Raw genomic sequence first — 25635 nt, forward strand, 5'->3', positions numbered from 1 at the left:
TTTGCTTGCTAAGCCCTGCACCTAGACTTCAATTTAGAGTCTCTAGCTCACCTCGTTACTTCTTGTTGATACAAGAGACGCATCACTGGTCTTTTTAGACTGGATTCGGAACTGTGATGGTGTCAGGTGGTACTTGCGTTTAAAGGCATCACAAAAGTAAGCGGCACTGCCAAACCCGCATCGGTTGCTGATCTGTGAAACGTTATAGGAAGTGAACGTTAACATGTTCAGTGCGAGCCCCATTCTTACGTCGACTAATAGCTGGCTAAACGATAAATTTTCTTTTTGTAAATGTCTTCTCAATGTAGAAGTTGAAGTAAACAGTTGTTTGGCGACATCCTGTATTTGCCACTTTCTTTGTGGTTCTTTCGTGATCATTCTAGCGATCACTTCTCGCTTACTTTCTTCGTAATTGAACTGAAAGACATTGAAAACATCGATACCCGATTCGCAAAGAGAGAGCAGTATGAAGTAAAGCGTTTGCTCTAAGAACATGATCTTTAACGCATCTCTACTTAAGGAGTCATACACTTCTTTGAGTAGCTGAAAGTTATTGTCCACATCCACTGGTGTTGGCAGTTGATGGGCGACAGTGTTTTTAATAAAGCTACGTTTTTGAGGAAGTTGAAGTAGCGAGCCTTCTAGCATCTCATCAGTCACGATTAACAGCTGAATTTGTAAGGGCGAGAATGACGACTTCTGAGTCAAATGACATGACAGGCAAGTAAACTGCGGAATGATTAATGTTGATGGGCCATCGATGGTGATTTGCTGATCATTGATATAGACCGTCCCTTTCGCAAAGGCGATGTTGACAATGTAGTGATACTCTACGTAAAACTCCTCAAGTTTCACAGGCTTGTACATTTCAATATATCTATATTCCACTATTGCTTATCTCATAATTGGGCTTACTACATGCAGTAAGTTGGGCTAAAAGAAAAGCATCCATGCGACGGTACAATGCACAGTATAACGCTACTCACTCCTACTTTTCATAAATTCATCAAAGAAAGTGCATTATCTTAGTAATTTGAGCTAATTTCTAAATGTGTGCTATTGATTTTTTGATTAAGTAATTGAAAGTAAAGGGTAATGATGGTGTTTCTATCAGTAGTCGAAATTAAGATTAAGAGTCAGCTGATAAGTTCTTTGTTATGAGACCAGTTGGCGGTGATATTCTTCATGCTGAAGAGGTGCTTAAATAATCTTGAATACCAGTAGATATAGATATTGGACCATAATGTTTAGATGATTTGCTTTGAGGTTTATATCTAAAGTTTATGGGCTGATATCGGAATGGAATAGCGATGTTTCTATTGTATATTTTGTGTCGAGAGTGGTTAGGAGACATAACCTACCAGTCGAATCATGTAGCTATTGTTGATGATAAAAATTGCAATCCTTCGTTATCAATATTTACGGGTTAGTTAGTCTAAAGCTTGGCCAATGAGTTTGCCTAATCACTCTCAAACTATTCAAAACTTAGTACCTTGTTCAAAACCTAGTACCTTACTGAAAATTCTAATACGCCATATACCTAGTCATCAATTACTCATTGATGATTATTGCTCATTTGTCTTTCAATAACTTTCGGCTTATTCATCGTTAGTTAAAACACATCAAATATTTACTCCTATCCATTATTTTGGAAAATTCTTATGCAAGAAGACTACAAACAACCTTTGCGAATTGGCGTTGGTGGACCTGTTGGTTCTGGTAAAACGGCATTGCTGGAGGTTCTCTGCAAAACCATCCGAGACCAGTATCAAATTGCAGTGGTCACCAACGATATCTACACACAAGAAGATGCAAAAATCTTGACTCAAGCGGAAGCCTTAGATGCAGACCGTATTATTGGGGTCGAGACAGGTGGTTGCCCGCATACCGCGATTAGGGAAGACGCCTCAATGAACCTAGCAGCGGTGGAAGAGCTTTCTACGCGGCACAAAAACCTAGATGTGGTATTTATCGAAAGTGGTGGTGATAATCTTAGTGCCACGTTTAGTCCAGAGTTGGCTGATTTAATGATCTATGTGATTGATGTGTCGGAAGGAGAGAAGATCCCACGCAAAGGCGGACCGGGCATCACACGCTCTGATCTGCTTGTTATCAACAAAATAGACCTTGCGCCTTATGTTGGTGCGTCACTAGAAGTCATGGAAGCCGATACCGCTCGAATGCGCCCTGAAAAGCCATATGTATTTACCAACCTAAAAGAAGGGCAAGGCTTGCCGGAAATCATAGACTTCATTGTCGACAAAGGCATGCTAGAAAAGAGATAGTGGCAAATACATCATAGACATTACGCATCAACAATGGCGCTTATCCACAGTCGCTTCTATGTCTGATATGCACTGAAAACAATAAAAAAAAGCAGCTTTAAAGAGTTAAAGCTGCTGAAGGATCATTGTGCAGAATAAGTAGATTAAATCTACGGAACAAAAAGTGAAATCAAACAATAGTAACGTTTGATCAAAGCTATAGTATATGACCAGTGTTTTAGTTCAATATATATAGCGGATGTTGAGTTTGAATCTAAACACCTGGAGCGTATAGCTAAATAGTCGTTACTTTAATAACCTAGTTAGATTCTTTGGTTTTTTTATATAGTCATAGAATTCTATAGTTTTCAGTCGCCCGACAGAAAGCTCAATCTTGAGCTCATTAGCAAGTAATCTTAGCGTCGATCTGTTTACAATACTTTTACTGGCATTCAGTTTATCTAAGTATTCATCCAATATTTTGTCATCATAAACGTAAATATATTCACTCATAATTGTATGTCTTTTTCAATGATGGTTTTGTTGAGCATTGGACTCTAAAAGTAAATTGTTATTAATAGAGATATGCTTCTAATAAAGAGATGGGGTTTTAGACGATGGTCGCTTTATGGTTGGATTATTAGTGCATAAGAAAATCTCTTCAACTTATTTTGTTCGAATTTCTTGATGTTGAAATAGTCTAGTCTAATGATGAAATACAAATCTCACTATTGTATTTCTTTTAAATCCATTTAAATATTTGCTTAATTCATTTTGATAAATGTTGATTATGGGTGTGTTTGTATTTATCTGACACTGTGATGACTTTGACGTTTTACTAATTATCTGATTTTTCTTAATTTATTAAAATGAGGATAAGATGAAGAAATCACTGTTAGCGATAGGCCTGTTATTGAGCTCTACAGCACATGCTGCGCATTGGGGATACGAAGGTGAGAATGGGCCTGAATTTTGGGGTAAATTCTCTGAAGATTGCCAACAAGGTAAGAACCAAAGCCCGGTAAATATTCAATCAACCGTGTTGGGCATTATGGGTGAGATAAACATCAACTACCTAGGCAATGCCGTTTCTGCCATTGATAACGGCCATACTCTGCAAGCCAATGTTGAGGGCAATAATACCCTTCTGGTTGACGGTAAAAAATTCACGCTTTCTCAATTCCACTTCCACACACCATCTGAAAACCATGTTGACGGAAAAGAGTACCCGCTTGAGGCACACTTTGTTCATACCGATAAAGATGGCAATCTCGCTGTTGTGGCCGTTTTCTATAAGCTCGGGGATGAGAATCCAGCGCTGAGCAAGTTGTTAAAGCAAGAGTTTGAAGAGGGCAAAACAACCAGCGTTGAGCCTGTGAGTATCAAATCGCTCATTCCTTCTAAGCACAGCTACTACCGATTCAATGGCTCGCTAACCACACCACCATGTTCTGAAGGCGTTCGTTGGCTGGTTTTGAAAGATGTTGAAACGGTATCTGAAGCGCAAGTGAAAGCGTTTATGGATATCATGGGCAAAAATAATCGCCCGATTCAGCCGATTAACGCTCGACTCATCATCAAATAATCATCAATGATAGCTCGTAGTCTGAAGCGTTTTGCGCGCTATCTGCGATACATAGTTGTTTAAACGAAAAAAAGGACTCTTAACGAGTCCTTTTTGATATTAAAAATAAGAGCATACATCAAGTGGAACTCAAGTGCCTGATGGGGACTCCATCCTTGGAGATTTGACACTTAAGCGACATCGAGCGCAGTCATACATTACACCCGGATGTACTAACCAAAACCAATTTAACATTCGACTTATTAGCAGTACATCAAATGATTTTTGTTACTAAAACAGAGCTAACCTTATAAATTATAAATGGTTTTTCTTTCAGTGAGTCTGATGGTTTTGCTGATATTGAGCTTGCATCGAAGCGAAGTTAGCGCATTTTCAAATGCCCAGAGGGGCTCAGTTGTATTTTGGGGTGGTGAAAAAGTGAGCTGAATTGAAGATTGTCAGTTTTACTTGATAGAGAGCATTAATCGTCAGCGTCATCATTGGCCTTAAGTCTCTGTTTTAGAAAATTGTTACCGTTTTGCGTTTATTTACCAAGTTAACCCTACCAAGTGGCTCTTTTTTGCAGTGGATAGAAAATCTAACCTATTCTTACTTCAAGCAATGAAATCAATGCGTTAATATGCATATGTTGTTCATAGAACGATAAGATTAACGGGTAGCAATGTCAGAGTTAGGGTTCTTTATTCGCGATATTTAGGAGTTAGCGCGTTATGTCAGAGAAAATTTCCACATCGGCGTTAGCAAAAATGCGCCAGATAGAAGCCAAGCTGTTGTTTGCTGATCTGAAACGCGCGGGTTACATCGTGCGTAAAGACGACCATTGGATTTTGACCGAAGAGGGCACCAAGTACGGTGGTGAGTATGTCGATCACCCTAAATTTGGGCCGTTCATCGTTTGGCCAACCAATTTGCACATAGAACTTGCGACGTCCTCTGGCAAAACCTACAGCGCTACCCAACTGGGCGAGAAGCTCAAACTCAATGCCAAACGCATGAACCAGTTGTTAAGCGAGTTAGGTTGGATTAGCAAATCTGACGAAGGTTGGAGCCTGACCGAAGCGGGCATACGTGCTGGAGGTCACCTGCGTGTCGATAAGGAATCGAATCATACCTTTGTGGTGTGGCATGACATAGTGTTGCGTAACAAGCGCCTTAAGCAGTCAGTGATTGAGTTTTTGGGGCAAGATGCCGAGTCTCATTCCACGGATAAGTCCCTTTCCAACTTTCGTCAAAAGTTTGAAGCCAAACACCGCACTTTAGACGGGCATTACGTTCGCTCCAAAGGGGAACTGTTAATCGATAATTGGTTATATCTAGCGGGCGTAGTGCATGCGTACGAACGCCAACTACCAATTGCCCAAGACGTGACCAGTGATTTCTATCTGCCTAGTGGCAAAGTTTATTTGCAATTTTGGGGCAGTGACACCGGCGAGATGTCAGAATCGGAGCAAGAGAAGATTCGTGCAGTGTACAAAAATCACAATTTCAACTTAATTGAAGTTGAAGCGAGTGAGGTAGATAGGTTAGATGAAGTGCTACCGAAACGCCTGCGCCAGTTTGGTATTCAAGCCTATTAGCCACACTGTCATCTAGAAACGAAAAACCCGTGAGCAGTCACGGGTTTTGTCTATTCAGCGTTTATCTTTGGTCGTCATCCGAAGGATTAGAAACCTTTGATGTTTTCCGCTTCTAGTTCAGAGAAGTACTTAACTGTCTTCACTTTAAGTTCTTGTTGTGAAGGCTCATCACAAACGATCACTGCTTTAGGGTGAAGCTGAAGTGCAGAAACCGTCCATAGGTGGTTTACGCTGCCTTCTACTGCTGCTTCTAGAGCAAGTGCTTTGTTGTGACCTGTTACTAGGATCATTATTTCTTCAGCGTCTAGTAGCGTACCAACACCGATAGTCAGTGCGTACTTAGGCACTTGGTTGATGTCGCCATCGAAGAAACGAGAGTTCGCGATACGAGTGTCTTCTGTCAGTGTCTTGATGCGAGTGCGTGAAGACAGAGAAGATGCTGGCTCGTTGAATGCGATGTGACCGTCGTTACCCACGCCGCCCATGAATAGGTTGATCTTGCCGTAAGATTTGATTTTGTCTTCGTAGCGCTGACATTCCGCTTCGTGATCTTCCGCGTTACCGTTAAGAAGGTTGATGTTCGCTTCTTGGATGTTTACGTGGTTGAAGAAGTTGCTGTACATGAATGAACGGTATGATTCTGGGTGATCCGCAGGGATACCAATGTATTCATCCATGTTGAATGTTACAACGTGTTCGAAGCTTACTTCACCAGCTTGGTAAAGTTCGATTAATGCTTTGTAAGTTGCTAGAGGAGTGCCACCAGTAGGTAGACCCAGAACGAATGGACGCTCAGCAGTTGGTTTGAAGTCGTTAATACGCTTAGCGATGTGTGCTGCTGCCCACTTGCCTACTTGTGCTGCCTGAGCTAACGGGATAAGTCTCATTTTGTGCCCCTAGTTATTGGAATTTAAGATGTCCTGAAACATTAATTCGCATTATAAAATAAGTAATGGCGAACTGCTATTGTTTTAGGTCAAAAATTTGCTTTTTCTTTAATCAATGTTGCTTTTCTCAGCAGTTTTCACGTTTGCTTACGATAATAGCTCACTTACATAGAAGGCGTTTGTGTCGCTAGACTAGCTGTTTAGTGTTTAAAATTTATGACTGAAATTAAGTTTTTCATGTAACTGATACGTTGAATAGAGGGTTGTTCTGTAAGAGAAAGTAACAAGAAAATACGGAAGTTATGATCTTACGCAACCTATGGTGTGGCACGGTGTTTTTTCTTTAACCATACTTAAATCGAGTTTATTGCTGAGGAAAATCGCAATGAGAAATGAACTAGACGCCACCAAAGTGCTGCAAGCATATGAATGTGTCATGAACAAAGGCACGCCAACGGAATTCGGTAAAATATATGAAGGGGTTGAAGCATTCTCTGATTATGATGGCTACAACGTTTTTATGCGAGGGAATGGCGTGGAATTGAAAGTGGGATTCCATAACACCTATCACTTGGAGTATGACCAAGAACACCTAAAAGACAGCTTCCTGAAGAAGGTTGCAATGCTGGCCAAATAGTGGGAAGTGAGCTTATTGAGTTGAAAAAGCCCTTAAAGAAATTACTTAAGGGCTTTTCTTTGACTCATCCAAGCGTGAACACTTGGTGAGGGGCTGGAATTAATCGTCTTCTGCTAAGCTCTCTTCTGCATAGTCATCTGACGCTTCTGGTTTGTTGCGGCCATTTAGCGTGTGAAAGCGTTTGCGACCACGAGCCAGTTGGACGTACTTCAACCAAGTGCGTTCGATTTTTGTTTTCGCTTTGCCTGGGTTTTCTAGAACTTTCACGAAGTGTTTTTCTTCGGAGTTCTCAGGTGTCAACTCGCCTGACTCTAGGCCAAGCATAGTATCCCCATAAATTGTTAGGATTTCCTCTTCTGAGAGAGTAAAATCGCCAGACTTTGCAAAGCCGCGCGGAAATTTTACGTTGTCGTAAAAACGTTTTTTGCCATGACGAAATTCAGTGTCAGACATATCAACAGCCTCTGTAACCGTTATTGATGAATGTGATGAATTACGGCGAAATTAGGCGCAAAGCTAACAAAAGAAAAACAAAACTTTTTTGTCGTCAAAATTTTAATTAGTTGTTAATCTGGTTTTATATTGACCAGGAGATGGTTTATGGATGTAAAGGTTTTTAGAACATTTTTAGAGCTGGCAAAGGTTCGTCACTTCGGACGAGCTGCTGAGAACTTGTACATTACTCAAGCCGCAGTGAGCGCACGCATCAAACAACTCGAAAGTTATTTCGATACGCAGTTGTTTATTCGTGATCGAAATAACATAAAGTTGACCTCTGCAGGTGAGCGTTTAATCGGCTATGCCGAGGTGATGGTCACCACTTTGCAGCAAGCTAAGCTCGAATTATCCCTCGAAGATGGTAAAGCCTTACAGCTCACAATGGGTGGTACGCCGAACATTTGGGATGCTTACCTACAAAACTGTTTGAGCGTAGTAACAGACTCATTTGGTGGTTACGGCTTTATGGCGGAAGTCATGGGTCGTGAAATGCTCAGCCGCAGTCTTTTAGAGCGTACTCTCGATATGGCGTTTGCCTTTGACCAAATCAAAGCGGATGAGCTCAACTGCAAAAAAGTAGCGGATGTGGTGCTTGTGTTGGTATCTACTGAGCCCGATTCTCTTGATACAGTATTTGGTAAGAAATACGTGTATGTGGATTGGGGTACACGCTTCGCTTCTGAGCATGCGGAACGTCATCCAAAAAGCCCTGCCCCTTACCTTCGCACTTCTACCGCGCGTATCGCATTAGACTTCGTTTTAGAGAAAGGTGGTAGCGCATACCTACCAGCATCTTTGGTTGAGCCATTTATCGCAAGCGGGCAGCTCTACAAGGTGTCTGGCGTAGAAGATTGGTACCGTCCTATTTATTTGAGTTATCGCAAAGCTAGCACGTCTGTAGAGGCGATTAAACAGGTTGAAGAACTGGTTAAAGACATCGACCCTCTCACCGCGTATAGCTTGCAGCAAATTGCAGACATTCCTGTCGACGAGTAGAGATGATTTGTCATCTTCTAAGTGAGATTAAGAAAAGCTCTTGGTATAAAACCGAGAGCTTTTTATTTGGATCTTCCTGAACCTAGAGTTACGGCAGAATGCATCCAATGCTGTTCTATTAAGCTAGGTAGATGAACGACAAAAAAAGAGCACAGTCAATTGTGCTCTTTTGCTTTTACAAGGGAGATAGGAGTAATTACAGGTTCATTAAACTTTCGAGTGAATCTTCCACACAATTGTAGTGATAAGTCCTTATGCTGGTGCCATCAGTTGTATTAATTTGAATTTCTGAAATTTCATTATCCGAGTCACGCTCAATAATGCCTATAGAGTGTTCCACCGATCTGCTAGTAATAACCTTGTGATTTCTAAGTACAATCACGCACGTATGTAAGTCCATGCCAATTCCCTTTAGCCGACGTTGTTGTGTTGTTCTTACCTAACCTTAGTGCACAAATTGACTAATGCCACATTTTCTCATTATTGAGTTCCGAAAATGGCTAACCTCATTCTGCATTGCAATCTACAATGTATGTGTACTGATTGAGCCCTAATGTTGGTTCTAAATGAAGGATGAAAAGGGAACACTAATATGACCATCAATCCATACGCTTCTTTAACCAGGGAGCAGTGCCAGAGAGCGCGTATGGCACGAGACAGTCGTTTTGACGGACGCTTTTACATTGCAGTGAAAACCACCGGCATCTTTTGTCGCCCTATCTGTCCCGCCAACTTACCGAAAGAAGAAAATGTCGAGTATTTCACCGATAAAACTCAAGCTTTGAAGGCTGGGTATCGCCCTTGTTTGCGATGTCGACCCGATAGCGCCCCAGGCTCTTGGGCGTGGAAAGGTGTCGAGACAACATTTCAACGCGCGATCACAATGATCGATCGCGGAGAGTTGCAGAACCAGTCCCTTGCTGCATTATCGAAGCGCCTAGGGATCTCAGATCGTTATTTGCGCATGCTGTTCGAGCAATATCTTGGAATGTCACCCAAGCAATACGCTCAATACCAACAACTGATGTTTGCCAAGCAGTTGCTACACTCGAGCTCCATGTCAGTCACTGAAATTGGGTTTGCCGCGGGGTTTAATAGTACGCGACGTTTCAATGATGCGTTTCAAAAAATCCTGCAACTAACGCCATCTCAAATACGCCGAAAAGAGTTTGATGGCATGGGGACGAATCGAATTGTATTGCCTTATCGCGGAGCGTTGAATTGGCAACATATGCTTGATTTCTATCGCTTACGTGCAATTGAGGGAGTGGAGCAAGTTACTGAAGATGCATACCTGCGCAACGTTGCTCTGGATGACGGTCAGGCGCGATTCAAGGTCACACAGGGAGAAGGTTACCTTGAGATGGAGTTTGATATTGAAGACGTAACCAAGCTGCTGAGTCTCGTGACTGGTGTGCGTCGTATGTTCGACCTCGATGCGGATATCTGTACGGTGGAGCAGTACCTTGAATACATTGCGCCGGGATTAGTCAAAACACCGGGTATTCGTATTCCAGGCGTGTGGAGTGCATGGGAAGCCGGAGTTCGTGCTGTGTTAGGGCAGCAAGTATCGGTCAAAGCGGCGATTGGGCAGCTTAATTTGTTGGTAGAAACGCTCAGCAACGACCAGCAAGTACGTCACTTCCCAACGCCAGAAGCAATTGCCTGTGCCGATGTCAGTTTTTTGCGTATGCCGCAAAGTCGTAAAGACACATTGGTGCGATTTGCTCAGTACATGCAGCAGAATCCAGAAGCGGACCCACAACAATGGCTGGAGTTGAAAGGCATAGGCCCGTGGACGGTGAGCTATGCGCAACTGCGTGGTCAGTCTCAACCGGATTGTTTTTTAGATAAAGACTTGGTGGTGAAGAAAGCCATGCCAAACTATCCGTCATTGAATACTCATACTGCGTCGCCTTGGGGCAGCTACGCGACTTTTCACTTATGGAATCAATCATGAAATCACTTTATACGGTAATGCCAAGTCCGTTAGGCGCAGTGACCATCCAAGCCAACGAGCAAGGTTTGCTGGGGATTTGGTTTGAAACGTGTACCACCAAACCAGACGATTTGGGTGAACGTGATGATCAGCATATCGTGCTTAGCCAAACCGTTACCCAATTGGAAGAATACTTTGCTGGGCTGCGTAACGAATTCGACTTGCCACTTGCGGCAACGGGTACTGATTTCCAAACCCAAGTTTGGTATGCGCTGACGACCATTCCTTATGGCGAAACGTGGAGCTACCAAGACCTTGCGAATGCGATCGGCAACCCCAAAGCTGTGCGTGCAGTGGGGCTGGCTAATGGTAAAAACCCAATTTCGATTGTGGTGCCATGCCATCGAGTGATCGGTAAAAGTGGCAAGCTCACTGGCTATGCGGGCGGGGTAGACCGCAAACAACGATTATTAGCGTTGGAGAAGGGTACACCACTTTAAGTGAGACCATTCTCAGAATCCGGCAAGTTTTACCTTATTTGGCTAAATTTTGTGTAGGGTTGTTGTGCTAATAAGCAATCCAGGGCAATGAAAAAGGATAATAAGGATATGTCTTTCAATACGGATTTTGATGCATTTATAAACCAAAGCTGGCAACAGCATGAAGCGCAGCCACAACAAACATACAACCAACTAGAACAAGCGATTAGTGAGGTGGAAGATACTAATCATGCTGAACGCATTTTGCCTTTAATGCTGCACACCTCCATTGGTCATTTACACGATCCAAAGCAGTTTCTTACTAGTTTAGATAAACTCGAAAACGGCGTTGCAACTCAATGTTTGGCACGCCAGAGAGCTAAAGCGGTAGCGCAGTATTTTATTGACCGAAATACGGACCACATCGCTGATTTAGACGATGTCGACCAGCGCCGCGTGTTTGCTCAGATTGCCAACGAGCTATCGGCGATGAATGAGCTAGAGCAAGCGAGCACATGGTTAGTGAATGCAGCTGCTGGTCTAGAGTCAGACAAGGTTGTAGAGCCGTTAGCGCGTTCGATTGCCATTACGGGTAACAATCTTGCTTGCCAATATGAAGAGCTTGAGGCGCGCTCTGAAGCGCAAATAGAACACATGTTAGAAGCGGCGACACTGGCTCTTGAGTATTGGAAGGTTGCTGGTGGTTGGATGCAAGAAGAGCGCGCAGAATATCGCTTAGCCATGAGCCTACTTAAAGCAGGACAACCACTCAAAGCCAAAGTACACGCTGATCGCTGTGAGGCAATCTGTCGCCAAAATGGTGAAGATGCTTTTGAGCTCTTCTACGCGCATGATTTGTTGATGTTAGTGCACTATCACTTAAGCCAAGCGAGTAAGCAAACACTGACGGTGGATGACCAGAAGTATTGTGAGAACTCGCCATTGGCGTAATCTTTTCTTTAGCGAACTAGAACAAACAAAAAGCCCCGAGTTAATTAATGGCTCGGGGCTTTGTTTTGTTCGTGACTCAGTGCTATCACACAACTTGTGGCTTCGGCTGATAGCGCCCAGGTTTGTGGTTCATCGCTAAGATTAAGTTGGTCGCGATCGCGCCAAGTACAGAAAGGGCGATCAAGTAAACATCGACGATAAACAGCGACATCACAACGATAGTACAGTCGAGCGCCATTTGTACTTTACCTGCACGAATACCAAAGCGCTCCTGAAGGTAAAGCGCCAAGATGTTAAAGCCACCTAAACTCATCTTGTGGCGGAAAATCACCAGCATCCCCATACCAATCAAGCCACCGCCTAGTAGGGCTGCGTACACGGGCTCAATACGAGAAATCTCAATCACATGGTGCAAGTGGTCTACTGCAAAGGACACGATCGAAACCGCGATAAAAGTGTTGATTGTAAAACGCCAACCCATGCGCATCACAGACAGAATGTAGAAAGGTAGGTTCAGTGCGAAGAACACCTGACCAAAACTGAAGTCGCTGATTTTGGTGAGGAAGATTGCCAACCCTGCCGTACCGCCAGTAAGTAGTCCAACCTTGTTGAAGAAGATAACCCCAAGTGACACTAACGCACTTCCGAGCGTCAGCGCTAAGAGGTTCTCTCTAAGGCTATGCTCTTTATCCATAAAAGTATTTTCCTAGGTTTTAAAAACGTCTTAGCTGCGAGCACGCAACCAAAACGGATGCGGTCAGCAAAACGCCAACCAAAGAGTGATAAAACGCTAAATAAAATGTCGCGAAAAGTGATTGATGTCGAGTTTTTGACCTAGATTACGCAGATGTTAACTGTTTAACAGACTTTACACATTAAACTGAGCGAACACGGAAGGAACAAGGAAAAGTCATGATTAAACAAGTGGGTAGCACCACAATTCAGCCTTTGCATAAGCTCTCTTGTCACTGTGGAAAAGTGCAAATCGAACTGTCATTACCAAATGGAATCGAGAAGCCTCGGCGCTGTGATTGCTCCATGTGTCGACGTCGTGGTGCGATTGCGGCGTCGGTACCTTTGAATGGGATTCGCATCATTCAAGGTGAGGAAGCACTCAAGCTTTATCAATTTAATACCAATACGGCTAAGCATTTCTTTTGTGGTGAATGTGGCATTTATACTCACCATCAGCGCCGCTCTAACCCAAGCGAATACGGTTACAACGTTGGCTGTTTAGAAGGTGTAAACCCATATGAATTGGGAGAGATAGAAGTAATGGATGGCGTAAACCACCCATCAGACCGATAAGAAATCTTAGAATCGATTAAGGCAGTTTAAGTAAACAAACTGCCATTCATCCATAGATGCGCGGCAATACTCGCAACGTAACCTAGCGCAATCACCGGTGCCCATTTAAGGTGCCCAAAGAAGGTGTATTGCCCTCTTGCTGCGCCCATGAGTGCAACGCCAGCAGCAGAGCCAATCGACAGCAAGCTACCACCGACACCAGCGGTGAGAGTCACGAGTAGCCAGTTACCCATCGACATGCTTGGGTCCATGGTCAAGACAGCAAACATCACCGGAATGTTATCGACGATCGCGGAAAGGACACCCACCATAATATTTGCCCAAATTGGGTTCCACTCGGTATACATCACGTTAGAAACCAATCCTAGATAGCCAAGTAAACTAAGCCCACCGACACACATTACCACGCCATAGAAGAACAACAGAGTGTCCCACTCGGCACGTGATATACGATTGAATACGTCAAATGGTACTACCGAGCCTAGCCGTTTCAACGCGTAATCATCACCATTGGCAATCGCCATTGCAGCTTTTTTGGCAAGAGAATGTTTGAGCGTTTTACGCAGGAAGTAGCCGAAAAATTGTAGATAGGCGAGTCCCATCATCATGCCGACCACGGGAGGGAAGTGCAAAACAGCATGGAAGGAAACCGCTGTCGCAATGGTAAGGATAAACAAACCAACGATGCGCCTTGCACCTCGCTTAAGTTCAATGTGTTCGTGAACCGTATCTGGCTTCGTATTTGGTACAAACAACGACATGATGAAAGCAGGAATGACGTAGTTGATCAGTGAAGGTACAAACAGCGGCATAAATTCAGCGAAGCTGACGTGCCCTGCCTGCCAGACCATCAGAGTAGTAATGTCACCAAATGGGCTAAACGCCCCACCGGCGTTGGCAGCAATGACGATATTGATACATGCTAGATTGACAAAGCGGGGATTATCACCTGAAACCTTCATCACCACTGCACACATCAAAAGGGCGGTCGTTAAGTTGTCTGCGATAGGGGAAATCACAAACGCTAAGCTTCCCGTTAACCAAAATAGTTTTTTAAAGTTAAAGCCTTTTCCGACCATCCACGCTTGTAGTGCGTCAAACAGTCTGCGCTCTTCCATTGCGTTGATGTAAGTCATCGCCACCAGTAGGAACAATAAAAGTTCAGCGTATTCCAAAAGGTTGTGTTCCAGTGCGGCTTTGGCGATGTCTGCTTGGTTGTGCTGGGCAAAGGTGTAACCAATCAAGATCCAAATTAACCCTGCAGCGAGCAACACGGGTTTAGACTTTCGCATTTGCAGGTATTCTTCCAGCATCACCAGAATGTAGGCAATGGTGAAGAAAATGAGCGCGGCATAGCCGACGGTGGAATTGACGAGATTAAGATCACTGGTCGCAGCTGCAAATGTAGAGCTAGAAAACATCAAACAGCAAAACGCGACAATTGGATAGATTGGCATAGACATTTCTCCTTGTCCGACTGGAGAAATTTTAGTCACATATTAGAGGGTTAAGTGTGAGAAAGCTCGAATTAACGATAGGAGTTTTGAATTGATGTAGCTTGCGCCACTACTTTCTGAGTGACGCAATACTTGCCGCGCCAAATAGGATTGCAGCAGCATATAAACCATAGGTTAACCAATGGCTAATTTCTAAAAAAGGAACGAGTCCTTGACCTGCCCACATACAGCCTCCGTTTAATGAGCACGTTGTTGATGTCGAATGAATCTAAAGTAAATGAACAATGTTTTTTGTGAGTGATAGCAAATTACGCAGTATTAGAAATGATAATTTTGATGAGTGAGAGAGAGCTCTCATTTTTGGTTGGCTTGCTTTACCCCTTGAGTGTTAGAGGTATATCTATGCCCAAGCACCTTGAGGTTGCTTGGGCATACGGACTCAGCGGAGTAATAGTTTTTGTAGTGGTGTTGCTTCAATAGCCTTTACAAGCAGCAGTGTCACCACAATCGTTGCTGGATAAATAAAGGCGTCTTTGGCTAGGTTTTCCAATCCTAATATACCTGCGACGTTCATCATCATGATGATCACCAATAAGTGGCTCACGTAGATGCCTAGAATGCTCGGTGACCACTTAAACACCCACGGCATATTGCCAAAGTTTGGATGTGCAAGCAGCCACATGAATACGCCTAAAGACCAAATCACCGTGCCAAATAAGAAGTCGTGTGAGTTAAAGGCGATCTCGTAATCCATTAAGTAATAGGCTTCGGCAAAATGCAGTGCCATACCGATAAGAATCAAACGAATGGTGTTATTGCGTGACCATTGCCATTGATGTTGTCTCGCTAAATAACCAAGCACCACCAACAAAGTGCTGAAGAACGGACCATTACGAGTGAAGAAGGGGGCTGGTAGCTCAGTGAGCGTGATGTAACTGCCGGCGAATACACCATAGACATAAAGCAGTACTGCTGTGGGAAGCAGTAGCTGTGTCATGCCAATTCGAACCAGAAACGCAATGAATGCTACCGCAACCACAAGGGCAGGTAGGAACCATAAATGGACTAAGCCACCCTCCAATAGCGAATTAATTGGGTTCGACATTAGATAACCCCAGTAACCCTGTCGCTCAGTGAGATAGCCTGCTTCAGCAACTACTTGCCAACGGAAGGGTACTAACAAACAGATCGCACTCCAAACCAGCCATATCTTAAGCAGAGGTTTGGCGTAGTTTTTCAGTGTTTCAACAGGATGTGTGCTGAGCTTAGGTTGGATTAGATAGCCGGAGATGAGGAAAAAAAGTGGCACAGCAAAGCGAGCCAACTGGTTGAGTATGTAGCCAATCCAAGGCACTCCATCCCACTGCCAATAAGTGAGAGCCATCTGACAGTGAAGCCCAACGATCGCAAACATTGCGATGATCCGAGCGAACTCTAAACTGGCAATTTTCTTTGTGTTTGCCATAAATACTTACCTAAAAAGTGAAAAATCGCTGAGAAATTAGCAGCTAATAGCCCACTCATCGTGGTAAAAAATCAACTCATGTGCAATTGATGGTAACCAGTTTCCGAAATTCAGACCCATCTCAAATTTCGAAAATTCGTATTCATTGAGTTGCTCAATGTATTGCGATCGAGAGTGTGCCTGATCGTAATTGTAGTGTTCACTTAAGAATAGAACTGGCGAGTTAAACAAATCAATAATTTATGATCTGATTTCCAGTTAAGAAAGTTAGGGGAAAGCAGTAAATTCCACTTAGCAGCTAGAACTCATGGTCATTTTTCCACTTAAAACTGAAACTGACCCAAAGAGGGATGTTTTTAACACCTTTGAAAGAGAATCTAAAAGTAATTAAATAGGATTATATGTCTACCAATTTTCTATAGGGTAGGCTGCATCTTGAGGTCACTTGGGTATAAACGTTTAATGATTGGTTGCTGGAGAATGAAATACTCACAATCTGCCTAAGGCAGTTTACGGAGCATGTTAGCTATATGGCTAACATGCGATTGAAAGAGTTGAATGCTAGCCATGTAGCTAACTTTCTCCTGAGAAAGGTGGGTGATAGGTAAAAGTTAGAAATCTATGAACTACAAGACGCCAATCAGAATCGAAAACTCTTTAGTTCAGATATAGCTCAGAAAAGCTTTTTTGTCTTGGTCGTTATTAAATCTAATACGGTAAATGCAATCCGAAAAAATAACATCGTTTCCTTGAAACTCTTTCGTTTTTCCAAGAACACGGGTACCAACACGACAAATTATGACATCCCCTTTTTTTCAATACATGCCGAGCATGAGAAACGCTTACAGAATTTATTGTTGGCATGTCATCAAAATTTGTCGTGTGTACATAGTTGGGATAGTCTTCTTTGATAGTTTGATCGGCTTAGCCAAGTACGTTGAGTTGTTTTTTCAACTGTTGCAGGGACTCTTTGAATTCAGAGACCTTAGCTTGCAGCGGTTTGAGTAGCGTTTTGCGCTGGCGCTTATTCTTGCTCGATGAAGTGATTCGTTTGCATAAAGCAAAAACGTTAAACAAGATGGCACCAATGGCACTGATGGAGAGCAGAGCCTCTGAATTGGCGAACATCCCCGCAATGCTGGCGATGAAAAACAGCAAGTTCCATCCCCACCAAGCGTTAGTTCCTTGTGCATCAGAGTAGTTGGCGAATGATCGATCGTTGTACTCTTTATCTTTGGAAATGTTGTAAGCATACTCAAAGTAATAGTGGTAGTTATCTTCGCGCTCAAGGTAGCTATCGGCAATTGCTAACCAATCCCCCACATCAACGTCACCTAAGATATCTTCAGAAAGAGTAAAGGTTGCCGTTTTGCCCGATACGTACTCGAGAGTTACCTTGCCTTTCAACGTTGACGAGCGATTACGGTAACTAGAGTGTTGCGTATCATAGGTAGAATATTGATAGTTGTTGCCACGATAATGTTTGGTTTCGGTCGTCGTCGTTGTGTGATGAGTGACATCAGAGACATCAGCATTGACCGATTTAGATTGAACTCGAGCCAAGATAAATTCATTGGTTAATGTCCAATGACGTGCGCCACTCAACGCATAGTAATGGGTATATTGACCTTGAGAGTGGTAAGAGTATATTTCGTCGAGTCGTCGTTGAATATCGCTTACAGAGACCGAGGTTGGCGCGGATGCGACTTGTGCATGCTCACGTTGTGCCACTTCGTGATGGGTATGGCTTGCTTCAAGAGTTGGTTCTACTGAGCTAATCGCGCCAAACTCTGCACTTGAGCTATGTTGCGCGGTGATCGCTGGTGGCTCTTGCACCGCACTTTGATTACCACAGCATATGCAGTATCCGCTGTTCTCAGGTAAGCGCGTATTACACTGAATGCAAATCACATCTGAAGATTGCTTAGGTCGCTCAATATTGTTGTAACCCAATTGATATTTGGTCACTTTTAATAGCTTGTTGAATGATGCGTTTAACGCTTCATATTGCGCAGTGGCGAAAGCAAATTTCTTTTTATTTCGTTTAAGTTCCAGAAACAGAACGATGGATGCGACGGCGATGCTTACCACCCAAGCAGCCTCAGACCCCGAGCGTGAACTAAATAGTGGAATGGCAGATAAAATACCGGCGACAATCCACAGCCAAGCCGTTTTTTTATGCGGGCTTGGGTAGAGATTTTCAACCGTATAGCACTGCCCGTCATCACCATGAACAACGACGCAGGGTGCCGCTTGGTCATCTTTGACAAACTTTTTCGCATCGCGGCTTTTTTTATATAACAGGTTCATAGTCGTTGGGTAATAGAGCGTAAGAATATCGCCACGACCAATGGATGAGGTATATTTGTGTTCTGCTGAAATCGAGGTTTCGATTATCTCACCTTGGTTGGTTTCGAGCTTGATCCACCAATATGAGTATTCGAGGTTTCTTGAAGAGTTTTTAGAGAAGCGCTTATAAAGCCTCGACTCGAGTACTCGGCCAGTTTTTGCCTCGGCTTCTTTGTAGTACTGCCTAACTTCATCGAAAATGTCTGGGCAGACATCTTCTACGCTGTTTTTTTTTGGCACGCTGCTGAGTGCTTCTCCACAGTCAGCACAAAATTTATCGCCATGAAATATCGTGCTTTGGCAATGTTTCATGTTATGTCCCTATTTGAATAGAAAAAAGGGGCAAATTACGTTGCCCCTTAGAATGAGAGAAATTAACGTATGTCACCAAGTAGCATTGGCTTACCAAAGCCGCGTAGGGTGGCATTACTTTGCTTAAAGTAATCTTTCCAGAAAGACTCCAACTTGTTCATCTTTTGCGCTGAGATGTATTGTTGGTTGCCCGGAATGACACCCGTACCGATAACGTAAATATCCGCCTGATTGAAGTTGGCAAACATTTGTGACGTTGAGACGCGATCCAGCTCTTGTTGCGGATTGATCACGCGAGTCTGGTTGTTCTTGTAGAACGAAGTAATGTCTGAATTTTCCAACATGTCGCTGATTAGAAGCACGACTTTCCGTTTGGCTGTTGAGTGCGTTAGCACTTGGTTGCTGATGTCACTCAACGTACCAATTAGCTCGGTGTTGGTCGGCTTTTCTTGCGGTTGAAACGCTGCTTTTAGCGAAATGCCCACTTTGTTCAGCATAAAGTTATGCTGCTTATCCAGACACTTATCTAGTGACTTTAGCACTGACTTCTTGATCTGGCTGCGATGATCATCGCTTAGCTGAGTATCAAGCTGACCATTAAATGCCACTTTGGTGTAACTGTCTTGTGCGAATGACGAAAACTCGACCAGTTGTATCTTGTCACCTGGTTGAATAAAGCGTTTCACGCTCTGGTACAACTCAGACTTAATACCTTGAGCCAGCGAGTGAGCCATTGTTTTATCAACCAGAATAACCAATTCGCGCTCGTTTGGTAGCTGGTAGTATTCTGCGGGTACGTCATTGGTACAGCTTGGTACGTCGTTACGCAGTGTCGCGGCATTCGAGATTTGACTCACAAGTGCCAGCGCTGCGCATACGGCTAATGTTACTTTTTTCATGATTCTCTCTTTTTATGACGTCATTGCTTGCTTTTGCAGGCGAGCAATGCGTTCTTCTGCCGTTTCTGGCTTAGGTTCATTGCTGATGGCTTTTAGCGCAGCAACAATTTGCTCGTCAGTTAAGCCGTCAAGATCGTTGTTTTTCACTTTATTGATAATATCAACGTCGCTTAGGAACGATTCTGCCGTTGGTGCCACTTCCGGTTGAGGAACTGGTTGGTAAGCTGGCTCTACCGCTGCTTGCGCAGCTTGCTGTGCTGGCTGATACTCTGGATATTGAGTTTTAATCAACTCCGGTGTTTCGGCGTTCTTCAAAGCACGTAACTTGTAGTAGTTCAAGAAGTTGCGGCTTGAAGGATTATTTGCTGCGTAAATAACATGTTGTTCGCCAGCACTTCTTTGCGCGTTAATTGCGATTTTGCTTTGTAAGTGTGAAAGCACACTTTGAGCCACGCGCTCAACGTTAGCCTGCTGCGCTGCGTAGTACTCAATGTATGCATTGACGTTAGAGAACTTATACGTTGCATCGTACGCTGCTGGTGATTCTTTACCCGAGAAGGTCGACTTGAAACCAAGGTAGATACTGTATGCTTGCATCGCGGCAAAAATAACCGCCAGCATGATAAACGTCATCCAGCCGCCACGTTTGTGAGCATTGATTGCATCTCTAAACGCTTTATCTTCTGCTTCGTCATTGTAAGCAGTTAGTTCAGCTGGTGCGTTTTCAACGAATGGGTCTTGCACATCAAATGGGCTACCCATGCCTTCTTGTTCATGACCGCTGATCTCTTCGATCGCCAGTTTTTCAAGAACTTGACCACGCACGTAGGTAGCACCTACTGCGACGATAGAAATGAACACAACTGTAACGATGCTCATTGTCCAAGATTTAGTAAAACCAGCGTTTGCTTTCGCTAAACGGTTCGCCATTTGACGCCAGCTTGGCTGGTTATCATCAAGCGCATTGGTTTTTGATTTTAAGCCGATGTTAAGATCTGGGGCAATCACACCTGGTTTTTGTGGATCATGCTTCCAATGCAGACGTACTTTACCGATTTGTTGGTTGCGGTAGAGTTCACCACCCATTGCGTGGGTAAAGCCAACCAACAGCACACTGATCAATAGGGCAATACCCACAGCGGCTTGGATTTGAATTGACTCACTGCCGTCTTGAATGGTGAAGCCGGCTAGAACATAAGCAAAACCAGCCGCTTCGATGAGTACCATGATTGATAGACCAAGCCAGGTATACCATTTCATTGGCGAAATACCTGTATCGCCGACTTTGTTTAGGTAGCGGCTTGATTGCTCGTAGTGGTACTCGTCTGCATTATACTGGTCGTAAAAAGGTAGAAAGCTGTTGCAGACTTCGCGTTCTGAGTTAAACCAACGCTGATCATCAAGCCCCAGTCTTTTTGATAGGCGTGCGTTTTTACCAATTAATGGCAGACGGTAGTACATCGCTTTTAAATATAGATTGATGATATCGCGATTGCTTAGGTAAACAACGATAGCAACAATAATTGAGCTGATACCCGCCACAAGCATGCGGTTGAGTAATAGCCAAGTTGTTAGTTCACTCATGATTTGATTTTTCCTGGTTTGTAGTCTGCAATCATCAAGCCTTTAGGACCTTGATAGTAGATTTTGCCCGCGAACGCACTAAACACACCTTGGTTGTGTTTTTTGTCTACAGCGATGTCGATACATTTGATTGGGTAATTTTTGTCTTGCACGAATGCTCGGTAGATAACGCCTTCAGAACCGTTGTAGATGTTGACATCAACGGCTTTGAGTGTTTTTTGAGGCTTCACTTTCTTATTCGAAGCGTAATCCTCATAAACATAAATAGATGGGCTTTCTGTTGCTTCTAGTGTGCTACGGTCAACCGCCAGTGGAGCCAGTGCGACCAGATGATCATTGACTTCGCCACCCCAAGCGGTGCGGTTCATACCGGGTAAGTAGTCAGTGGTACGGCGTGTATCGTCACTGATTTTGAACACTGGAGTAGTGACACTTGGCTCATCATAAACGCAGGATGACTCTTCCAGCGTATTAGCAACTGCTTGGCCGATAATTGAGAAACTGTTGCTTTCACGCGCGCCAATGTAGACGAACAGATTCTCATCCGTACCACGATACGCTTCACCACCAAAGTCAACAAAAGAGCGGCTATTGCTGCTACGACGATTGTTTTTATCGATCATGTCATGCATGGCTGCTGTACTTTGTGTGGACGTCGCTTGGCCTTTCGCCACTTGCTGGCTAACGGTTTTACTGCGCTTAGCGATGTTATCGGTGGTTCTGAGTTTCGCGTAGCTTGGTTCCGTTGCTTTGTAGCGAACGTAGTTGGTCACGTACTCTGGTTTGTTGTCCAAGGTCACCACTTCTATGCGTCGGTTTTCAGCACGACCTTTTGCAGAGTTGTTGGAGGCAATAGGTTGCGACTCACCTGCACCGTAGATATAGATGTTCTCTTTTGGAATACCGTTACGGATTAACTCGCGGGCAACACTGCTGGCGCGTTTTAGCGACACATCTGCGTTGACCTTGGCTGAGCCCGTATTATCAGTATGGCCGACGATCAATACTGCGCTACCGCTTGGTTTAACGGTTTCCGCATACTGGCTAAAGAAGCGCTTGTGCTTGCGGCTTGAGATGCTGGTTTGCCCAGAACGGAAGATATCACCCTTAACCGTGGCAGAGAGACCAACGACCTCAGAGTCACCAACAACTTGCTCTATTTTTTCAGTATTGCCGGATGCTTCAGCTTCAATAATCGCTTTAGACTGCACCACTACCATGCTGTCGACTTCGTCATCGTCTGGTGAACCGATGCGCTCAAATTCGACTTCAACGTCTTGTTTGGCTGCGGCTTCCGCCAGTTTTGCTTCGCGTTGTGCCCAGTAATAACCTACAGAACAACCGACAAGTGCACCAACACCAGCACCGATCCATGTTCCTTCTTTACCACCAATAGCTTTACCTGCAAGACCACCAACGATCATCCCGCCAGCACAGCCGATCAGAGTGGTGGTACTAATGCCACCATAATCGCCAGTGCTTGAACAACTGGTCACGGCCAACGAGATACTGACCGCAATGGCTACTTTCTTAAAGTTCTGCATCATCTAATTCCATGCATTTATAAACGATGTTATTTGCTCGGTCATTGACCCAACGAATTGAATATTGGTCGCCATCAGGCGCGATTTCTAGCTCTTGCTGCAAGCCACTTTGAGGCTCTTTTAGGTGATAGCGCCAAAGGTTGTCTTCTTGCATCACGGCGAGAATTTGAAATTGATAACTTATGTCACTAGGCATCCCTAATGCTTGTAAAGGCTGGTTAAAAGTGGTCATCAGGTTGACCATCTTTGTGCCAAGCGAAAAGTTGAACGTTGTGACTTCTTCGCCCATGCGCATTTCGCCCGAATAGTGGCGACAATCAGGCGCGGGAAAAGGCGCAAAAAAGACATAACCAATGGCAATAGCGGTTAGCGTTGCTATCGGCAGTAAGACCTTCTTTAAACTCATTTTTATTGTGACTAAGCAGTATTAATAGTGATCAGTCGCAGGGGGAATTGGGGGTGGTAAATGATCTGATTTAGAGCCGTCCATAGAAAACCTTGCTTACTGATGAAATTATTATTAGTGGGTGTTTTTTTGTTTAGAATTGTTACAGGCATCATGCAATTGAATCAAGGAGGGTTAGCTATAAAGTTTAGTTATGTTTTATAAAGTGTGAGACATATCAACTAACTGCAATGTGTTCAATTGAATAATTGCGCGTTTAAGTTGTGGAAATGTCATGGTTTATGTGATGTTCTGTTGAATATTTCTTCAGGTTCAAGAGAATTTATCTTATCTCCAAATGTTTGCAGAGGCATAACCTTAATCTCTATATGTGACAATTTTGCAGCTATGTTCTTTCGTCCAATGTATGTCACGTGTAAGGCTCACACAAGTTACAAAACGTTCTCAGATGATCAATCGGTGTGGAGCATGAAAGAGTTTGTCCAGCAACATGTAGGTTGGTTGCTATATCTGAAGTAATCCCACAAGTCAGAATTGCTTATGATTCGTAGTTCGTAAATGTTCAAATTAGAATTATTGACCGTATTTCACGAGAGTTTCAACTTGCTGGAAAAAAGTTCCAATGAAACACTTGCCTACAAATAGTTGGTTTGACCAGTAAACTTAACATTGAAAAATAGGACGATCGTGCTAAAAATGGCTTTATGAAAAAAGGAAAAGTAACCAAAGAGCTGATACTTCAGCGTGCATTCCAACTCGCGAGTGAAAACGGGTTGGAGAGTCTCACTATTGGTGAGCTGGCTAAGCAGTGTCGCATGTCGAAAAGTGGCTTGTTTGCTCACTTTAATTCTAAGTTGAACCTTCAGTTGTCGGTGTTGGAGTTCGCCAACCAGGTATTCGCAGAGAGGGTGATTGCGCCTGCACGCGAGCTAGGCGATAGCAACATCGAACGTAAAGTGCGTGGCTTGTTGGACACTTGGATGACATGGAATCACTCTTTTCAAGGCAGCTGCATGTTCCTTGATGCTTGGAACGACACCGCAGAAGAAGGTTGTGCGTTGCAAGCTGCATTACGCAAGTCGATTGATACGTGGTTGAATTATCTAGAAATTCAGATCAATAAAGGCAAAGAAAACCAAGAGTTTGTCGCCGATTTAGACGCGCGACAAGCGACCTTTGATTTATATGGGCAGTACTTAAGTGCGCATGTGTTTTACTCAATCAAAGGACAAGAAGAAAGCCAGAGGTTGTTCTGGCAAGGCATCGATAATTTGTTTACTCGATGGAAGCGCTAGCTCCGCGGTAACGGGCATAGTACAAGATTCATAACGAAGAGCGACACAGAGCGCTCTTTCTTATCAGCGTAAAAAGCACGACCGTTCTATTTTGTGCAAGACTGATAGCTAAGGAAAAATCATGAGTGAGAAAATTTACTTCAATACTTCGCAGAAATTCAGTGTTAAACGCAGTTTGGTCAACATCAGTACGCGTCTGCACCATACTCTGGCGCCATCACACGCAAAAAAGACGGCACGTAAACTGCTGCTTACCCCTGCTCGTACTCAGCCCAAAAATGCCGAGCCACAGGGGCTTATCAAAAGCGAAGTGCAAGGCCACGCTGGCGCAATCAAGACCTATCAGCTTGGCAGCGGTCCGGTTTGGGTACTTACTCATGGTTGGTCAGGGACAGCGAGCCAGTTCTATCCGCTGATGGAGCATATTGCGGCATCGGGTTACACCGCATTGGCTTACGATCATCCTGCGCATGGTGAAAGTGATGGTCAGTATGGACACATCCCTGCGTTTGTTCGTGGCCTTGAGGAAGTATTGGATTCCGTCGATGACGTTGCAGGCTTGGTGGGGCACAGCATGGGCACAGCATCTGCATTAGAGTGTCGTCATAGTAAATTGGAAAACAAGCCTTTGTTGTTGATTGCCCCGGTTCTTAACTACGTAGAGAACTTGTTTGGCAGCATCGCGCGTTCGGGTTACTCAATGAAGTTATTCAAAGCGGTGGTTTCGGAAGTAGAAGACCAGTTTGGCTACCCATTGCAATCCATTGACCCAGAGAAACGCCTAGCTGAGCGAGAAGCGAAAACCATTATTGTTCATGATGAGCAAGATAAGTTCACCAAACACAGTGTGTCTGCTAAAGCAGCGGACGAGATTGAACGAGTTGAACTTGTTACGACGCAGGGGCAAGGTCATGGCCGCGTGATGAAGTGTGATGAGGTATTCCAGAGTTTCGACCGTTTAGTGGCGCTTTGAGCTCATTTCGTTGAACAGTTCAAAGCTCGCTTGTTAGCTTTTATTTGCAACGAGCCCCGTCGAGTAGATAACAAAAGTTATGCATAGAACGAGAAAGGTTCCACAAAGGAGTCTTTCTCGTTCATCTATTACTTTGTGGCAGACTGACATTCAATGCAGGGCTAAAACTTGTCACATTGGTTCAGATCCAGAACGTTGCTTCGCCTTCACAGATATGACGAAAAATTACC

23 protein-coding genes are annotated in these 25635 nt (G+C 43.9%); 11 read left to right on the forward strand and 12 right to left on the reverse strand.

Annotated features, from left to right (window positions below; all coding sequences use genetic code 11):
* Positions 1 to 42: 42 nt before the first annotated feature.
* A complete protein-coding gene (locus BSZ04_RS04320; RefSeq protein WP_088879655.1) occupies positions 43 to 867 on the reverse strand; it encodes an AraC family transcriptional regulator in 825 nt (274 codons plus the stop codon).
* A gap of 794 nt (positions 868 to 1661) precedes the next feature.
* Between BSZ04_RS04320 and ureG the strand changes: the two genes are divergently transcribed.
* The 3 genes from ureG to BSZ04_RS04340 all read left to right on the forward strand — a co-directional run bounded on the left by ureG (position 1662) and on the right by BSZ04_RS04340 (position 5426).
* Positions 1662 to 2285 (forward strand): urease accessory protein UreG, encoded by a 624-nt coding sequence (gene ureG / locus BSZ04_RS04325; protein WP_010453596.1) that lies wholly within the window; start codon positions 1662 to 1664, stop codon positions 2283 to 2285.
* An 859-nt stretch (positions 2286 to 3144) separates the two neighbouring features.
* Positions 3145 to 3849 (forward strand): carbonic anhydrase, encoded by a 705-nt coding sequence (locus BSZ04_RS04335; protein WP_088879657.1) that lies wholly within the window; start codon positions 3145 to 3147, stop codon positions 3847 to 3849.
* A gap of 710 nt (positions 3850 to 4559) precedes the next feature.
* A complete protein-coding gene (locus tag BSZ04_RS04340) occupies positions 4560 to 5426 on the forward strand; it encodes a glycerol kinase (RefSeq protein WP_088879658.1) in 867 nt (288 codons plus the stop codon).
* A gap of 86 nt (positions 5427 to 5512) precedes the next feature.
* On the opposite strand, the gene nagB is transcribed toward BSZ04_RS04340, so the two are convergent.
* A complete protein-coding gene (gene nagB, locus BSZ04_RS04345) occupies positions 5513 to 6313 on the reverse strand; it encodes a glucosamine-6-phosphate deaminase (RefSeq protein ID WP_010453588.1) in 801 nt (266 codons plus the stop codon).
* A gap of 385 nt (positions 6314 to 6698) precedes the next feature.
* Between nagB and BSZ04_RS04350 the strand changes: the two genes are divergently transcribed.
* Complete coding sequence (locus tag BSZ04_RS04350) at positions 6699 to 6950, forward strand: DUF3081 domain-containing protein (RefSeq protein WP_010453585.1); 252 nt, start codon at positions 6699 to 6701, stop codon at positions 6948 to 6950.
* Positions 6951 to 7049: 99 nt separating this feature from the next.
* On the opposite strand, the gene BSZ04_RS04355 is transcribed toward BSZ04_RS04350, so the two are convergent.
* On the reverse strand, positions 7050 to 7403 hold the full coding sequence (locus BSZ04_RS04355; RefSeq protein ID WP_010453583.1) for a MaoP family protein: 354 nt from the start codon (positions 7401 to 7403) through the stop codon (positions 7050 to 7052).
* Between the two features lie 147 nt (positions 7404 to 7550).
* Here BSZ04_RS04355 and BSZ04_RS04360 point away from each other — a divergent pair, with 147 nt between their 5' ends.
* Positions 7551 to 8444 (forward strand): LysR family transcriptional regulator, encoded by an 894-nt coding sequence (locus tag BSZ04_RS04360; RefSeq protein WP_088879659.1) that lies wholly within the window; start codon positions 7551 to 7553, stop codon positions 8442 to 8444.
* Positions 8445 to 8640: 196 nt separating this feature from the next.
* On the opposite strand, the gene BSZ04_RS04365 is transcribed toward BSZ04_RS04360, so the two are convergent.
* Complete coding sequence (locus tag BSZ04_RS04365) at positions 8641 to 8844, reverse strand: hypothetical protein (protein WP_081469201.1); 204 nt, start codon at positions 8842 to 8844, stop codon at positions 8641 to 8643.
* A 192-nt stretch (positions 8845 to 9036) separates the two neighbouring features.
* Between BSZ04_RS04365 and BSZ04_RS04370 the strand changes: the two genes are divergently transcribed.
* The 3 genes from BSZ04_RS04370 (at position 9037) to BSZ04_RS04380 (ending at position 11813) form a co-directional block, all read left to right on the forward strand.
* On the forward strand, positions 9037 to 10404 hold the full coding sequence (locus BSZ04_RS04370) for a DNA-3-methyladenine glycosylase 2 family protein (protein ID WP_088879660.1): 1368 nt from the start codon (positions 9037 to 9039) through the stop codon (positions 10402 to 10404).
* Complete coding sequence (locus BSZ04_RS04375; RefSeq protein ID WP_088879661.1) at positions 10401 to 10883, forward strand: methylated-DNA--[protein]-cysteine S-methyltransferase; 483 nt, start codon at positions 10401 to 10403, stop codon at positions 10881 to 10883. The genes BSZ04_RS04370 and BSZ04_RS04375 overlap by 4 nt, the downstream gene beginning before the upstream one ends.
* A gap of 108 nt (positions 10884 to 10991) precedes the next feature.
* Entirely contained in the window at positions 10992 to 11813 is an 822-nt protein-coding gene (locus BSZ04_RS04380; RefSeq protein ID WP_071235791.1) for a hypothetical protein, read from the forward strand.
* Between the two features lie 85 nt (positions 11814 to 11898).
* Here the strand turns inward: BSZ04_RS04380 and BSZ04_RS04385 are convergent, their stop codons facing one another.
* Positions 11899 to 12507, reverse strand: a complete 609-nt coding sequence (locus tag BSZ04_RS04385) for a DUF6198 family protein (protein WP_088879662.1) — start codon at positions 12505 to 12507, stop codon at positions 11899 to 11901.
* Between the two features lie 218 nt (positions 12508 to 12725).
* On the opposite strand from BSZ04_RS04385, the gene BSZ04_RS04390 reads away from it, so the two are divergent.
* The gene (locus BSZ04_RS04390; RefSeq protein WP_010453571.1) at positions 12726 to 13121 is read left to right on the forward strand and encodes a GFA family protein; all 396 of its coding nucleotides are present in this window, start codon (positions 12726 to 12728) and stop codon (positions 13119 to 13121) included.
* 26 nt (positions 13122 to 13147) lie between these two features.
* Here BSZ04_RS04390 and nhaD read toward each other — a convergent pair whose 3' ends face one another.
* From nhaD to BSZ04_RS04425, 7 genes are all read right to left on the reverse strand, one after another.
* Complete coding sequence (nhaD, locus tag BSZ04_RS04395; RefSeq protein ID WP_110422311.1) at positions 13148 to 14578, reverse strand: sodium:proton antiporter NhaD; 1431 nt, start codon at positions 14576 to 14578, stop codon at positions 13148 to 13150.
* Positions 14579 to 15017: 439 nt separating this feature from the next.
* Positions 15018 to 16043, reverse strand: coding sequence for an acyltransferase (locus BSZ04_RS04400; protein ID WP_088879663.1), 1026 nt, complete (start codon positions 16041 to 16043; stop codon positions 15018 to 15020).
* 924 nt (positions 16044 to 16967) lie between these two features.
* Positions 16968 to 18704: a hypothetical protein gene (locus BSZ04_RS04405; protein ID WP_088879664.1), complete on the reverse strand. Its 1737-nt coding sequence runs from the start codon at positions 18702 to 18704 to the stop codon at positions 16968 to 16970.
* Between the two features lie 62 nt (positions 18705 to 18766).
* Positions 18767 to 19603, reverse strand: a complete 837-nt coding sequence (locus BSZ04_RS04410; RefSeq protein ID WP_088879665.1) for a hypothetical protein — start codon at positions 19601 to 19603, stop codon at positions 18767 to 18769.
* 12 nt (positions 19604 to 19615) lie between these two features.
* A complete protein-coding gene (locus BSZ04_RS04415) occupies positions 19616 to 21187 on the reverse strand; it encodes a hypothetical protein (RefSeq protein WP_231896295.1) in 1572 nt (523 codons plus the stop codon).
* On the reverse strand, positions 21184 to 22734 hold the full coding sequence (locus BSZ04_RS04420) for an OmpA family protein (RefSeq protein WP_088879666.1): 1551 nt from the start codon (positions 22732 to 22734) through the stop codon (positions 21184 to 21186). Before BSZ04_RS04420 ends, BSZ04_RS04415 begins: the two co-directional genes overlap by 4 nt.
* On the reverse strand, positions 22718 to 23137 hold the full coding sequence (locus BSZ04_RS04425; RefSeq protein ID WP_151899059.1) for a hypothetical protein: 420 nt from the start codon (positions 23135 to 23137) through the stop codon (positions 22718 to 22720). Before BSZ04_RS04425 ends, BSZ04_RS04420 begins: the two co-directional genes overlap by 17 nt.
* A gap of 704 nt (positions 23138 to 23841) precedes the next feature.
* Here BSZ04_RS04425 and BSZ04_RS04430 point away from each other — a divergent pair.
* Together BSZ04_RS04430 and BSZ04_RS04435 are read left to right on the forward strand one after the other, a co-directional pair.
* Entirely contained in the window at positions 23842 to 24432 is a 591-nt protein-coding gene (locus BSZ04_RS04430; protein ID WP_088879668.1) for a TetR/AcrR family transcriptional regulator, read from the forward strand.
* A gap of 121 nt (positions 24433 to 24553) precedes the next feature.
* Positions 24554 to 25405, forward strand: coding sequence for an alpha/beta fold hydrolase (locus BSZ04_RS04435; protein ID WP_010453566.1), 852 nt, complete (start codon positions 24554 to 24556; stop codon positions 25403 to 25405).
* Positions 25406 to 25635: the final 230 nt, after the last annotated feature.

This window comes from Vibrio rotiferianus, assembly GCF_002214395.1.
GTDB lineage: Bacteria > Pseudomonadota > Gammaproteobacteria > Enterobacterales > Vibrionaceae > Vibrio > Vibrio rotiferianus.